The 14928-nt window shown below is 64.2% G+C and carries 8 protein-coding genes; all 8 read right to left on the bottom strand.

Annotation, left to right across the window (positions count from 1 at the left end; all coding sequences use genetic code 11):
* Window positions 1-478: 478 nt before the first annotated feature.
* The 8 genes from ACO06A_RS14655 to ACO06A_RS14620 all read right to left on the bottom strand — a co-directional run bounded on the left by ACO06A_RS14655 (window position 479) and on the right by ACO06A_RS14620 (window position 14103).
* Window positions 479-1324 (bottom strand): GIY-YIG nuclease family protein, encoded by an 846-nt coding sequence (locus tag ACO06A_RS14655; RefSeq protein WP_421732961.1) that lies wholly within the window; start codon window positions 1322-1324, stop codon window positions 479-481.
* 266 nt (window positions 1325-1590) lie between these two features.
* Entirely contained in the window at window positions 1591-4023 is a 2433-nt protein-coding gene (locus ACO06A_RS14650) for a GmrSD restriction endonuclease domain-containing protein (RefSeq protein ID WP_421732960.1), read from the bottom strand.
* Between the two features lie 27 nt (window positions 4024-4050).
* Window positions 4051-4461 carry an HNH endonuclease gene (locus ACO06A_RS14645; protein ID WP_421732959.1) on the bottom strand — a complete coding sequence of 137 codons (411 nt, stop codon included), beginning with the start codon at window positions 4459-4461 and terminating at the stop codon, window positions 4051-4053.
* A 51-nt stretch (window positions 4462-4512) separates the two neighbouring features.
* The gene (locus tag ACO06A_RS14640) at window positions 4513-4809 is read right to left on the bottom strand and encodes a hypothetical protein (RefSeq protein ID WP_421732958.1); all 297 of its coding nucleotides are present in this window, start codon (window positions 4807-4809) and stop codon (window positions 4513-4515) included.
* Window positions 4810-5144: 335 nt separating this feature from the next.
* Entirely contained in the window at window positions 5145-8228 is a 3084-nt protein-coding gene (locus ACO06A_RS14635; protein ID WP_421732957.1) for a type III restriction-modification system endonuclease, read from the bottom strand.
* 4 nt (window positions 8229-8232) lie between these two features.
* Window positions 8233-10149 carry a site-specific DNA-methyltransferase gene (locus ACO06A_RS14630; RefSeq protein WP_421736074.1) on the bottom strand — a complete coding sequence of 639 codons (1917 nt, stop codon included), beginning with the start codon at window positions 10147-10149 and terminating at the stop codon, window positions 8233-8235.
* A gap of 8 nt (window positions 10150-10157) precedes the next feature.
* Entirely contained in the window at window positions 10158-10838 is a 681-nt protein-coding gene (locus ACO06A_RS14625; RefSeq protein WP_421732956.1) for a DUF4391 domain-containing protein, read from the bottom strand.
* Window positions 10831-14103 carry a helicase-related protein gene (locus tag ACO06A_RS14620; protein WP_421732955.1) on the bottom strand — a complete coding sequence of 1091 codons (3273 nt, stop codon included), beginning with the start codon at window positions 14101-14103 and terminating at the stop codon, window positions 10831-10833. The genes ACO06A_RS14625 and ACO06A_RS14620 overlap by 8 nt, the downstream gene beginning before the upstream one ends.
* Window positions 14104-14928: the final 825 nt, after the last annotated feature.

Genomic DNA, 14928 nt, shown 5'->3' with positions numbered 1-14928 from the left:
GGCTCGGAACCCGACGCGGACGCGGCTGACGTCCGGGCTGACGAAGGGGCAAGCCTCCGATGTCAGCGGTAGCGACGTGCCGGGAATGAAGAACCCACCCGCTCAGCTGGTCATTCCTGACCACACGAACCACGCTTCGCTGCGCCAATGAGGTCGATAGAGATCGTCGGCGCATTTGGGACAGCCTTGTGCGTCTCGTCCGTACCCCGCCGCACCTGGCAGCATCGGCCCGGCGAGCTCGCTGTCGGCCATGATGAAGTTGCAGGCCGGGTCCAAGTGCACGCGCGCGCCAAGGCGACGTCGTGCAGCGCCAGGCGTGGAGTCGAGAATGTTCTCTCGCCACGCCTGCGGCGGTGTGTATGCCACAAGGTCACCTTCCACTTTGGTGCTTCGGCATCAGGGTTCCTGAGGTTGAGAGGACCGACATGTCGATCCGATCAGCGTGTAGATCAGAGTCGATCGGCTGTCAGACCCCACTTCAGTTCCTGTTCATGCCGTAGCGCCGAGTCAGCAGCGCCTCCTTGTAGTGCGACTCGGCCTCGTCAATCTCGCGTGAGGTGGCAGCTGGCCCGAACACCTGGAGGATGCTGAACTTGAAATGGCGGGCGTGGGTGGAATCGAGGCCCGCGAGCTGACGTAGGGCGACGTTGCCCCCGTGACCATCGCGAGCGTACGCGGCCCACCTCCCCAGAATGCGCTCACCGCCGTCTGCCTTTCCGACGTACAACTGCCCGTTCGTGGTGTCCGCGATGAGATAGATGCCCTGCACCGCGCCGAGCGCGCTATGCCACTCCGCGTAGCGCCGGTCCTCCACCATCGTGACGAGCTCGCCGTAGCCGATGAGGAGCTTGTCGAAGCCGGGAAAAGGCACTTCGACTGGATCGGCAATCTCGACCAAAGGGAATGCCGATGCTGCGGCGCCGGTCTTGGCCCAGTTCACCGCGTCTCGTGACCACTCGACTACAAGCCGGCCCTTCAGCGATGCGAGCACGTCGGATGGGCGTAGGTCGAAGTAGCGGAGGTCCGCGGTGCGGCCTTCCGTCACCTCTCCGTGGTTCTCGTAGGCGGTGAGGAAGCGTGACCGACGTCCGCCGTCCGTCATGAAGTTCAGCCAGAGGAGGGGCGGGGTCTTGCCGAGCTTGTTGCCGATGCCCTGTCGGCGCACGTACTCAAGGACCTTCGCTGGGGTGACGTCGGCGGGCGTGGCGAGGCCGTCCGACGTGTAGGTGTGGCGCAGGACCACCACCTGACTCAGGTCGAGGCCAGCAGTGTTGAAGATGTGCCCGAGCGTCAAATCGCCGGTGATGGATGCGGGCGTGCTCACCTACCAACCGTAGGGCCCGACCGTCGACAGATTGCTGCGTGTGTCGCCCGTCTACACCGGCTTCCACTACCCAGTGACGTGCTGGTCGTGCCGCGACGAGCGCTCCTCGGCCGCTCCGCTGCGTGCGACGTTCTGCGAGTAACGCCGCAAAGCTGCGGGCCGCCGACCGCCCAGGTCCCAGTACCCGGTCAAGTCAGCGGTCGCCTCGATGGGCACCCGCCGCTAGGAAGCAAGTCGGGTCGGGACTGGCAGCTGTGGAACCCGGGTCATCCGCCGATGAGCGCGACGAGGGCATCGCTCGTGAGCTGACGGGTCGGGTCGGCTCGGCCCTCGACGAACGCAACTCCCTCGCCGGCCAGCACCTCCGCAGGGTCGCGGTGGTCCTCCGGGTCGGTCCAGGCGAATCCGGGCGCTACCCGCCCCGCGCCCCGGAGCACGCGATGCGCGTTCGCGCACTGCAGGCAGGTCTGCACGTGGTTGCCCAGGGGCTGCGGAGACGTTCCGACGGCGTCCCCGAGGCTCCCGTAGGTCGTCCAGTGACCCTCGGGCAGCGCCTCGAGGATGGAGTGCAGGACCGACCAGTCGAAGCCGGTCGCCGCCGTACGAGGCTCCTCACCGGTGAAGGCAGAACGCACGTCCTGCAGCTTGCGGCCGTCCTCCAACCGCCAGAACGTCCACCCGTTCGTATGCCCACCCTTCACGTACTTGCCGGCGCCCGACGGAGTCTCGAACGTCTTGCCGTCGACGACCAACGAGCCGTCGGCACCGATGGTTGCCGTGCGCTCCTGCCACTGCCCGCTCCGCGGCACCAGGACCGCGCCCGCCTCCAGGAGACCGGCATCCACCAGGTGCTTGAGCATCACCCAGTCCTGGGCCTTCGCCTGCGGGTCGTCGACGGTCCCCTCGTGACCCTCAGGCACCGGCCAGACCGCGAGGATCGCGTCGACCATGCGCTGCGTGCGCTCGTCGATGGCCGCCTCATCCCAGTCGTCGCCGGGCGCCACGGCCGCGAGGAGCCTGCTGTTGAGCAGGAGCGTGTCGTTGTGCAGCAGCGCCTTCCGCTTCGCCGCCCACGGACCGTTGGACACCCTGGAGTTCAGCGACGACGTGAGCAGCGTGAGGTTCCCCAGCCGGTGCACGTGGGCGGCCCGGGTCTGCTCCGCCTCGGGACCCGCGACGGGCCAGTGGTCGCTCCACTTCTGCGGCAGCACGTGCTCGATCGGGTACCCGCGCCTTGGCACCTGCGGCTGATTCGTCCCTGCGCGGTGCGCGTTCTCGACGGCTTCGAGCGCCATCCGAAGCCGGCCACGCTTGAACCGGCGGTACGCCTGCTCGGTGCGCAGCTCGCGGCGCACCTCGGCGTCCCCGGGCCAGTAGGTGCTGGTCGACTTCAGGAGCGCCAAGTGGGTGCGCACGCGAGCACCGAGCTCGGGCGCGGCGGCGTCCGCGTGGGAGTGAATGACGTCGGCGACGATCCGGCCGAGGTCGGAACCCGTCAAGCGCAGGAGCTGACGGCGAACGAGCCAGCTCTCCGCGGCCGCAACGACGTCGTCGACAACCTCGCGGGGAACCGCCCGACCCGGTTCGTGGAGCCAGAGCAGGATCGGCTTGAGCACCTCGACCTCCGAGGCGCGCATCCGGTAGACGGACATCTCGACGGGTGACAGCTGCCGGTCGGCGTCCTCGGACGCGACCGTCCACGCCTGGTAGAGCTCCGCCTGCTGCTTGATCACGGGCAGCAGCTCGCGGACCTTCTGCCCGCTCTCGCGCTCCACGTAGTGCTTGAACCTGGTGAACGTCGCCTTCGGGCTGACCTCCTCCCCCACCCGCGAGATCAGCCACTGGTTGAAGAAAAGGGAGCTGCGGGAGATCGGGTAGCGCCCGGCGCTCAGCTCGGTCTCCCAGAACCCGGTGTCGAACGGCCAGTCCTCCGCGTAGGCGCGCTTGGTGTCCACGCCCTCGGACTCGAGTCGCTGGAAGACGAAGTTCTTGATCAGGTCAGCCGCCGTCAACGGGGTGCCGCGAGCGTTCAGCGTCTCGAAGATCTCCTGGGAATTCTCGTGGTTCGCCAGGTTGATCGCCACGAGCTGCAGGCCCCGCGTCAGCACCTCGACCAACGCCGTGCACCGCGCGTCGAAGCCGTCGGCACCCGGGTCGCCCAGCCACTGCGCCACCGAACCAGCGAAGAAGTCGTGCGCCCGCGTGACCAGCGAACCTGCGTGTCGCAGCTGCGCGTGAACGATCGGCTGCTCGGCGTCCATAACCTCCTCGAACGCGTCTCTGTCCCGGTTGGAGTGCCGCAGCTTGAGCCGCGTGCCCGTGGGCACATACATCGCCTGGTTGTGCGTCAGGACGTCCAGCTGGCTCGCGAGTGCATCGGCGCCCGCTTCCTCAAGCACCGCCGCAGCTGCGTCCATGAGCAGCTGCAGGGTCGTGAGCCGCTGCTGCCCGTCGATGATGTTGCTCGCTTGTAGCGCGCCGGCCGGGGCCTCGAGCGCCTGGATCACAACCGCGCCCAGGAAGTGCGTTGGGCTGGCGAACACGTCCCGGATCCGCGCGTCCGCCAGGCGCCGGACGTCCTGCCACAGCGGCGCCCACTGCTCGTCCTTGTCCCACACGTACGGTCTTTGGAACGGCGGGACGACGAGGTGCTGCGGCATCAGGAAGATCTCTTGCGGCGTCCGCACGTGAGTGTCCACATGGTCATACTGCAGCCTCGGAGGCCCTCATGATGAGTCATCCGCGAAGCGATGCCGCTCGTGCATGCCCTGCCCGAACACGTCCCTAGAAACGCTGGGCGAACCGCTCCCACCGCCACGCCAGTAGTTCTCGCGATGGCGCGTCACCACGCCGCGCCGGAAGCGTGATCGCGCGCCCGTCCATCTCCTGGAGCCCGTGCCGAAGCATCGGCCCGTCCACCTCGTCAAGCAGATCACGATCGATGCGGACGACGTAGTCAGGGCCACGCCCAGCATGTTCTGGTCGTACGCCGCGTGGTGAATCTTGCAGAGTGAGAGGCCATTCGACGTGGTGGGCAGGCCGAGCTCTTCCCCGTCGGGCACGATGTGCGCCGCATCGAGCAGCGAACCATGCCCGAGCTGACAGATCGCGCACCGCGTCTCGTAGGCAAGAAGCACTCTCGTGCGGAATGCCGGCTGGTGCAGCCGCTGCTTCGCGAGTCGGATGGCCTAAGCGCGCTGATCGACGGACAACTCCTTGACGTCGCCCATGTACCGGAACGATTCGTCCAGAGCGATCAGGAACGAGCGCTCCTCGGGGTAGTCGTCGACTACGTACACAGGCATAACCGGCGTGTAATAGTTCGGCGTCTCCTTGCGGAACAGGATCAACGGCATGCCGGTCGTGATCGCATTCCGCAATTTCGCGTTGTCGCCGCCGAACGGGTCCCCCTCGCGGTACGCGTAGTGGAGCAGTCCATCATCCGGGTCCTCGGTGTCTTCGTACGGCCCGTGGACGGAGGACACGATCGCGAGGGTGGAGCCGAAGTCCGCCGGGTTCCGGATCCCCCGCGAGTAATCGATGATTCGGCAGCTTTCGGGTGCCGACTCGGAATGACAGCAGCTCTTCGCGATGCAGGAAGCCGCCGTTGGCCTCGGCCCGATCGCCAACCCAGTTGATGATGTGGTCGCGCAACGCCGCTTCGACTGCCGTGTCCATGGGCGGAGCTCACCACACCGAATCTGCGCTGGCAATTACACGAGCTCGGCATCCCGGCGCCGACCCCCAGTCGATCGCCGAGCGATGGCGGACGGCGCGACTGCATTGGCTGGGCGGCAGGTGTTGCGGATGCCAAGCATCCTCACGCCCCGACGAGCTGGAGCAGCGAGTCGTAACTGTCGACGACGTCGTACTTCACGCCGTCGTGCTCGGCCTTGTTGGCAAGCGCGGAGAAGAACTTGCGGGCGCACTCGATTTTGGCTTCCTCGACGCGCTTGAGCTGAAGCGTCGACATCGAGCCCTTCGTCTCGGCGACGAAGTACACATGCTTGATCTTCGTCGCGTCGTCGCGGAACGCGATGGCCCAGTCGGGGTTGTAGTCGCCGACCGGCGTCGGGATGAAGAATCCGCGCGGCAGCTTCGTGTAGACGACGACCTCATCACTGACGTCGAGCTTCTCGACGAACGACCGCTCGACCTTCGAGTCGGTGATGACGTACTCGTAGACGCTCTTCTTGAGCTTGTCGCCGGCCTTCGAAAGGTCCTGAGCGGTCTGGTTCTCGGTGAAGATCGAAGAGTCGTACCGGTTGTCGAGCGGGTCGTAGCTGAGGTGCTCGACGATGACGGTCGCCTTCTGCTCGTTGATGAGGCGGGTGGCCTCGGTGATGAACTGCTCGGGGTTCTGCTTGAACTTCGCGAAGGTCCCTGGGTTGATGCCGATGAGGATCGCTGCGCACGTTCGGCGGGTGAGCTGCGTCTTCTCCGCGATCTCCCCGAGGAGGTCGTACTTGACGGTCGAACCCGCCGACACAGCAGCGTGCTCCACCTTCGTCTCCGAGACCTTGAAGCCGGTGCCGGCCTCGAGCTGCTCTACCTCCAGGCCAACAACCTGCTTGCCGCTCTCGACGAGGTACTGCATGACGGTGACATTGAGTGACTTGTCGAGAACCTGGATGCTGTTGGCGATCAGCTCGGCGGAGTCGAACTCGACCTGGTAGATGGCCTTGTGGTTGATGCGCCCCCAAAGCTCCTGGAACTCGCGCTTCTTGAAGTTGGCCTCGTTGAGCGGGATCTTCTTCGGCTTGCGCCCGTCGGTCGGGGTCGGAATGTCGAGGTAGAGCGCGTCGACCAAGGGCCAAGCGAAGTCGATCATCGGTTTGAGCACCTCAGCCGTCGGTGCGGCGAGCGTCCCGGCGGTGCGCGCGTCCTTGTACACCTGGGTGACCAGGCCATCGTCGTCGATGTAGTCGTGGCGGATTAGGTGGTTGTACAGCGCCTGCGCGACCGCCTTCTCCAGCACGCTCGTCGACCCGTCAGGGTTCTTGACGTGCTTGCCAGTGAAGTACTCGACGCTCGCCTTGCGCGGCCGGGCCGACAGCGACTCCACGATCTCCTTCTGGAGGGCGGTGACGAACTCGGTGTACGACTCGTCGGTGACGACTGTCAGTTCGTTGATGTCGTGCACGGTGGCCGGGTTATCCATCCGCTCGCCGTGCTGGTCGACCGACAGACGCAGGCCGCGGCCGATCTCCTGCCGCCTGGTCGTCGTGTTGTCGCTCTTCTTGAGCATGCCCATGACGAATACGTTCGGATTGTCCCAGCCCTCGCGAAGCGCCGAGTGCGACCAGATGAACCGCACCGGCTCCTCGAACGACAGCAACCGCTCCTTGTCCTTCAGGATTAGGTCATAGGCGTCGACATCGTCGGACTGGCCCGCGGCCTCGCCGCCCTTCTTCACCGACCCGTCGATCGAGCGGCCGGACTTCTTGTCGATCGAGAAGTAGCCCGCGTGCGTCTTGCGCACATCGATCGCCTCGACGTGCTTGCGGTACCGCTCGGCGGCCTCGTCGAAGTCGAACTGCCCGACGTAGTCGACGAGCAGCGCTTCGTACTCCTCTTCGAACACGCGCGCATATTCACCCAAAGTGTCCTCGCGCTCGTAGTCACGGTACTTGGCTACCTCGTCGATGAAGAACAGCGACAGCGTCTTGATGCCTTGCGCGAACAGCGCGCGCTCCTTGTCGAGGTGGGCGCGGATGACTTCCCGAATCTGGATGCGCCGCTTCGCGTCGTCGGTCACGTCCTGGGTCACCTCACCGGCGCCGATGATCGAACCGTCGCTTAGTTCGATGATGTCGCGGTTCGCGTCCACGTCACGGAGAAACAGGCCCTTGTACGCCTCGATTCCGCCGGAGATGTCGTGCAGGTTCATGCCCTGCGACAGCCACTTCACCTGCCGCTTAATACCCTGGACGGTCTGCACCTCCATCTCGACGCGCGCCTTCGGGAAATCCGCGCCCTTGCCGACCTCCAGCCCTTCCACGTACAGGTAAGCGGTACTGCCGGCCAGGTGCTTGACGGTGATGCCGCGCACCGCGATCTTCTTCACCAACTTCTGGTTATAGGCGTCGAGCGCGTCGAGGCGGTGCACCTTGGTGCGCTCGATCTTGTGCGTGGCCGAGTAGCGCAGCGCGAACAAAGCCTTGAACAGCCCCAGCGCCTCCAGGGACTTCGACGGTTTCTTTACGTCGCCCTCGATCTTCTGCGGTTCATCGATGATCAGGATCGGCCGGTTCGCGGCGATCACGTCGATCGGCTTCCGGGACTGGAAGTCATCGAGCGCCTCATAGATACGGCGAGCATCCTTGCCGGTAGCATTGAACGCCTGGATGTTTATGATCATCACCTGCACGCCGGAGTCGGACGAAAAGCGCTCCAGCTCGTGCAGCCGCGAGGAGTTGTAGACGAAGGTGCGCGGCTTCGTGCCGTAGAACTGCTGAAAATGCTCGGCGGTGATATCGAACGATTTCTTCACGCCCTCGCGGATCGCGATCGAAGGCACGACCACGATGTACTTCGACCACCCGTAGCGCTTGTGCAGCTCCATGATGGTCTTGGTGTACACATAGGTCTTTCCGGTACCGGTCTCCATCTCGATGTCGAGATTTAGCGGGGCGGCCGACACCTTGACGGGATCCTTGAAGTCCTTCGCCGGCGTCAGCCCCCGCACCTGCTGCACGCCACCAACGTTGGCGAGGAGCTGCGACGGCGTCAACGCGATCTCGGCGTTGCGCAGGCCCGCGTCCTCCAGCAGGGTTGGTGCGGCGTCCTTGCCAGGGTCGATGCGGTACTTCACCCCGTCGGCGTATGGCTGCCCGGCGAACACGTCAACCACAGCATCGACCGCTTCGGTCTGGTACTGCTGGACTTTGAACTGAAGTTTCATCGGGTCAGATCGCCCTTACTTCTGTCTCGGGTGACACCTCGCGAAAGACTTGCTCAGCGTTGATGCGCGCAGCGTCGTCGGCGAAGCTGGAGTTCCTAAACACGGCGCGAATGGGATGGCGGCCCGCGATCATTTTTACCAGGTCGTCACCCACCGCGTTCGCAAAGCACGCAATCAACGCGTCATCCGCCACGGAAAGGATCCTGCGACCGTCCACTTCCTCGACGGTGATCGACTCGGAGAGGTCAAGCCCCCAGTCCAGTAGCACCTGAAAGAGCAAGTCTTCGTCGGTGCGATCAGGCTCCACGCTGTCGATCGCGTGAAAGAGTGACGTCTGAGCGAGCTCGTCTGCCGTCTGGCGAACGTCGACCATGTTCGTGGTGTCCACGCGGAGCGCGCGGAAGCCAATGTCCGCACCAGACTTGGCAACTCGAGTGCCCGACCGTCGGATTCGCTCGCGCGCTACCTGCGAGATGGTGGCGTACCCGAGCTTCCCGGCCTCCGAATGCGGATCAACCCCTTCGGCGAGCTGGACCATGATGTAGTGCCGCGCACCACCGTCTGCCGCGTTCAACTCAATGACGGCCTGTGCGGTCGATGCTGAGCCGGCGAAGAAGTCGAGCACTAGCGACTCCCGCGTTGTCGATATCGAAAGCAGCTTCTTGAGCAGATCGACGGGCTTCGGATGATCAAAGACGGTCGCACCGAACATCTCCCGGATCTCACGCGTTCCGGCCTCGGTTCGAACCTCCGTTTCGTCCCATATCGTCTTGGCCTTCTGGGTTGACGGCCGGTGCTTCTCATACACGTTCCAAGATCCGCTGCGCACCTGTCGAGCGACCACTTGCGACTCCGCCGGATCATCGTGGGCGATCCCGCCCGTTGCCTTATCCCGGCCCCATCGCCAACAGCTCTCCGCGCCCTGACTATTGAGCGGAAGAGCCTGAATGTCATACCCCTCGCGGGGTGTCAGTGATACCGCAGAATAGCCGTGCTCGTCTACCAGCTCGGGGTTCACAAAGAAGGGATAGAAGAGATTCGGGCGGTTGCCGCGGTGAAACTTCGGGTTTCGATTCCTGAGCTCACGTGCTTCGTAGGGACCGATGTGATCTTGGAGTGGCAGGGTCGAGAGGTCCTTCGGGAGGTCATACACGCCCGCACCACCGCTCCGCCCATAGATAAGCAGGTACTCATGCGTCTGGGCGAGAGGCAGATAGTCACGCCCGCCCTTGTTGGCCTGAACCACGACCTGAGCGACCTTCGCATCCGCGCCGAATATCTCGTCGAGCATGGCACCAAGGCGCGCCTGCTCGTTTTCGTCGATGCTGACCGCAATGACGCCGTCGTCTGCCAGCAGCGTGCGAGCGAGTTTCAAGCGCGGGTACATCATGCTTAGCCAGTCGGAGTGGAACCGGCCGTTGGCCTCCGTGTTCGCTACGAGGCGGTCGCCCGTCTCTGACTTCTGCCCCGACCGCTGGAGGTAGTCGGCGCTCGTCTCGGCGAAGTCGTCGTCGTAGACGAAGTCGTTGCCAGTGTTGTAGGGCGGGTCAATATAAATCAACTTGACCTTGCCGAGATACGATTCCTGTAGCAGCTTGAGGGCTTCCAGGTTGTCACCCTCGATGAAAAGATTCTTCGTCGTGTCGAAGTCGACGGACTCTTCGCGCACTGGGCGCAGGGTCTTGGCGATCGGCGCATTGGCGGCGAAGGCGGCGGCGCGCTTGCCGGGCCAGTCGAGCTGGTAGCGCTCCCGCGGCCCTTCGACGACGTGGTCGGAGAGTTCCTGTCGCAGCGCGTCGAAGTTGACCGCGCGGACGGGGTTGCCTCGGGCGTCGAGTGTCTCGGTGACAACCGTCGGGAACAACTCGGCGATGGCGTCGATGTTGCGCTGCGTGAGGTCCGGCGAGTGCGTCTTGAGCATGTCCACGGTTATTCCTTGTTCCTTGGTACGGGGTCGGTCAGCTCGGTGAGGACTGCGTTGCGTTCCTTGATCTGTCCGCGGAGTTCGATCTTGCGGTTGAGTTGTGGCTCGGCGCGTAATTTCTTCTCCAGCGCGGCGATCTCACGCTGGAGCTTGCGGGTCCGGTCCAGTCTGTCGGTCGCCTCCGACACGGTCTCGCCGCCGCGCACCCGCACCGGCAGCAAGGCTGTCAGGATCGCCTCGTACAGCCTCGGCAGGTCGAGCGCCGTGGGTAGCGGGTGACGCGGGGCGTCGGCGAGCTGCCAGTCGGTCGTGAAGTACGCACCGATTGTGGGGGTCTTGCCAAAGAGCGACTTCTGGGCGGCAACGGTGCGCACCCTGCCGTTGCTGGCGACCTCGAAGATGAGCGGGAAGTGCACTGTCCTGTCGATGGCACTAAGCACATCGTCGGAGACATCCGCGCCCTTGGTCTCGACAGTGAAGACCTGGATCTCGGGAACTTCGCTGGTGCCGCGCAGGCGGATGGTGTCGTCGGCAAGCTTGTAGGCCCATGTGATGCGCTGGATTTCATCGACAAACTTCTCCCGGAGCGCGGGGCGAACATGGCCATGCTCGTAGAACTTCGCCTTCGGCACAGTGCGACCGAACGCCGCGTTCGGGGGCCAGCGGTAAAGGACTGGCTCAGTCACCGGCGGGCTCGTCGACGATCGCGAGGAACGCGATTAGCTCGAAGTCGTCGAGCCCGGCAATGGTTTGCGCGAGCGCGGTGGTGTGGCCGGGGCTGAAAAGGCTGTCAACGTCGCGCTCCTCGGTGACATCGACCATGGAGCGGATCGCCTCGGTAAGCAGGTGGCTGTACTGGCCCATCTCGGCGCCTTCGCGGGTGGCGAGGTTGAAGACGCGGCACACTTCCCAGGCAGGTTCGTCGCGGTTGCGGCATCCGGCGCGGATCAGGTCGAGCAGGTGCTTGACCTCGGTGTGGTCAGCGATCACCTCGCCCTGGTCGTCGAGGTAGACGAGATAGTGTGGGTGCAGGCGGTTGCCACGGTTGACGCGCTCGTCGGCGTTGATGTTGCGCAAAACGAACAGCGCACCAGGCTGGAGGCCCTTGCCGCGGTCGGCGGGTACCACGGCGTGCAAGCCCTTCGGCGTACCGGCCAGGTCACCGAATTCCTTGATGTAGCCGAGCAGGTCCATGCGGAAGTCGTTCAGGCCGAGGTCGGTGATCGACACACCGGCACGGACGTCTTCGAGTTCGATCACCTCGTCCTGGAGCTTCCGCAGTTGTTCTTTGCGGAACACGGCATCGCTGGCCTCGGGGGTAAGTACGTTGTCGTCGGCCGTCGCAGCAAGATCGGCGATGACCATCCGATTCTCGACGCGCTCCTTGAGGTTGATGTACTCGTCGAGCGAGATGTCGGGCCAGAAGTTCACGAGCTGGATGCGCTCGTTTGTCGAGCCGATGCGGTCGATACGGCCAAAGCGCTGGATGATCCGCACCGGGTTCCAGTGGATGTCGTAGTTGACGACGTAGTCGCAGTCTTGAAGGTTCTGGCCCTCGCTGATGCAATCGGTGCCGATCAGCACCTCGATCTCGGAGGTCTCCTGCGGCATCACCAGGTGGCGCTGCTTCGATCGCGGGGAGAACAGCGTGAGGGTCTGCTGGAAGCCGTAACCCTTGCCAAGGGTCGTGGACGGATTGCCCTGGCCGGTGACTAGTGCGGTGTCGTAGCCCCGTTGCTTCAGCGCTGGGGCGAGGTTCTCGTAGAGGTACCCGGCCGTGTCTGCGAAGGCCGAGAAGATCAACACCTTGCGATTGCCGGGGTTCAGGGGCTGGGCGAACTTGTCGCCAATCACTTCACGCAGCGCAAGCAGCTTCGAGTCGTGCTCGGGAGTGATGCCGCTGATCGAGCGGAGCAGATCCTGGATGACGGTGCCGTCGTGGACGAGGTCGCGGCTCCAGGACTCGACGTCTATGTCAGCCAGGTCGATCTGCACCTTCTTGCCGACCGAAGCGCTCGTGGGGAACTCGAAGTCGTCGTCGTCGACGTCGATGTCCGCAAATGCAGAGGCGATGTCGGCGATGTTCGCCGCGTGGTTGTCGACGGCCTCGATGGCTTCGCCGACCGTATGTTCCAGTCGGTTCAACGTGAGCCGGAACGCCTCGATACTGCTCTCCAGCCGCTTGAGTAGGTTCACAGTCATGAGCCTGCGGATGCCTTGCTCTCGGCTCGCGGCCCCGAGGTTAGCGGTCTGTCCACCCACGTAGTTCTGGCCCGACCCAGCACCGTAGAGCTGCTCGTATTTGTCACGGCGACTCGGGAACACGTATGCCAGGGGCGCGTAGACGGCGAGCGTCAGCAGCTGCAGCTGCTCGAAGATCTCGTTGAACGTCGGCGCATCGGCGAGATCAGTCAGCGGGGGCCGGAGCGACTCGGGTTTCATCCGCTCCGGAAACGCACCGATGTCGGTGGTGTCGTAGAACGCCTGGATGTGCTTGCGCGAGCGTGCGATGGTCACGGCGTCGAGCAATTCGAAGAAGTCGAAGTCGAGGCGAGAGAGGATTGCGTCGGTCGTCCGGTCCTCCGCGGGCAGGTCGGACCACTCGTTGAAAACGCGTTGAGCCTGCCGGAACACCTCCTCGATCGACGTCTGGATGCCGAGCTTCGCGGCCAGCAGCGATGAGTCACCCTCGTAAGCAAGGGCGAGCTGGTTACGCAAGTCGTTGAAGCGGTTATTCACCGGCGTGGCCGAGAGCATCAGCACCTTGGTCTTCACGCCCTCACGGATGACCTTCCGCATTAGTCGCTGGTAGCGAGTCTCGCGCTCGGCGACGTAGTCCGCGTTACGGAAGTTGTGAGACTCGTCGATTACGACCAGGTCGTAGTTGCCCCAGTTGATCACGTCGAGCCGCTTGCCCAGAGACTCGCCGCCGTCGCGCGACAGGTCGGTGTGTGCCAGAACGTCGTAGTTGAAGCGGTCCTTGGCGAAGACGTTCGTCGTGTAGTTCGAGTTGTAGTTCGTCCAGTTATCCGCGAGCTTCTTCGGCGCCAACACGAGCACCGTCTTGTTCCGCAACTCGTAGTACTTGATCACTGCTAGCGCCGTGAACGTCTTCCCGAGGCCGACACTGTCTGCGAGAATGCAGCCGCTGTAGGTCTCGAGCTTGTTGATTATGCCGGTGGCCGCATCCTCTTGGAAGTTGTAGAGCGCCTTCCATATCTCGGTGTCTTGGTACCCGGTCAAGTCATTCGGAAGTACGTCCTCGCTCACGGCATCAAGGAACTCACCGAACAGGTTGTAGAGGATGAGGAAGTACACCCGCTGCGGAGAGTTCTCCGCGTAAACGCTCGCAATGTGTTCGCGGACAATCTCGGTCACGTCATCGAGCTGCGCCGGATTGTGCCAGATCTGGTCGAAGAGCTGTACGAACTGCTTTGTCTCAGCCGAGGTCTCGAACTTCGTCACCATGTTGGAAACCGCCGGCCCACGCTCGTAGCCGAGGTCCGCGGTGGTGAACCCCTGGATCGGGAAGTAGGCGGCGCCGTCATCGACGACCGCGAGAGGCTGCATCGGAGCTCCGGTGTGGTTCGCCCGAAAGGTCACTTTTCGCCGCACCCACTCAGCGCACTCACGGGCGATAGCCCGCTGGGTCAACTTGTTGCGCAGCCGGATCTCGAACTCGGAGCCGTACAGGGCAGCTTCCCGGTCCTTGTCGCGCGGGATGAAGAACTGCCGCTTCTCTGGTGCAGGTTTGTCCGTCGCCGCCGTCGTGGTGAACGACGGTCCTGTGAAGATGAACTCGAGCCCCTCGATCGACTCCAGCTCACGCTTGAGCGCCTCGAAGGCGAAGATCGAGAACGTCGACGCCGCAATCCGCAGCCTGGAGCCGGGCCGTATCGTCGACCGTAGGTCATCGCCGAGCAGTTCGTTGACGTTGTCGATGATGCGCACTCAGGCACCACCGCCCACAGGCACCTCAGGAAGTTCCACCGGCCACGCCAAGGTCGGACACACAGCGAACCGCAGCCCCAACGATCGCCTCGGCGCGGCCGTCTCCCGGTTCCCTCTCCCCGTCACGTGGCTACGCTAGCGGGCCGGAACACTGCACTCTCCACGCACGCCACGGCTTTCCGCCGATCGGCGCCTTCGATGCGGGTGAAAGGTCTGCTACCACGTGGCACGACCGCTTCACGCGGCGACCAATTGCTCGAGCACGTCGCGCCCGGCTAGAAGGGGTGCTCGATGTCGAGAAGGGGGAGCAGGCACTGGCCAACTGTGATGTTTAGTGACGCTGCTCAGTCGGGTGACTGGCGGCTTACCGCCGACGAACGGGCCGAAGGGCGGCCACCCCTCGCGCACGACGACAACTCGACTGCCCTTGGTGCCAGAAGAGTCAACGCCCTGAAACCTCTGTTGTCAGGCCACAGCCTGGCCTAGTGGCCGACCAGCACCGCCGGCACCTCGCAACCGTGGGTCGTCGCATCTTGCGCCGATCGCCGCATACCTGCCGTCGAGGGAGGTGATCCGGATGGGACGACGGGACTTGATCCGCCGGGAGCGCGCGAAGTTGGCGGCGGTCGAAGCACGCGACGCGGCGCGGTCAGGTCCAGCAGCACCGTTGCCTGCGTGGCTCGGGACCGGCGGGACGGTCGCGTCGTCGGAGTCGACCTGGGTGAGGTCCGCACCGGCACACACGACTTCGACGCCGCAGCCTCAACGGCCGACGCCCCGACGGGCTCCGTCGGGGCGTCGCCGGACCTACGGACGGCCCGCGGT

Origin of the sequence: Cellulomonas sp. (assembly GCF_965229465.1) — a bacterium.
Lineage (GTDB): Bacteria > Actinomycetota > Actinomycetes > Actinomycetales > Cellulomonadaceae > Cellulomonas.
This window is presented reverse-complemented; position numbering and strand designations above follow the sequence as displayed.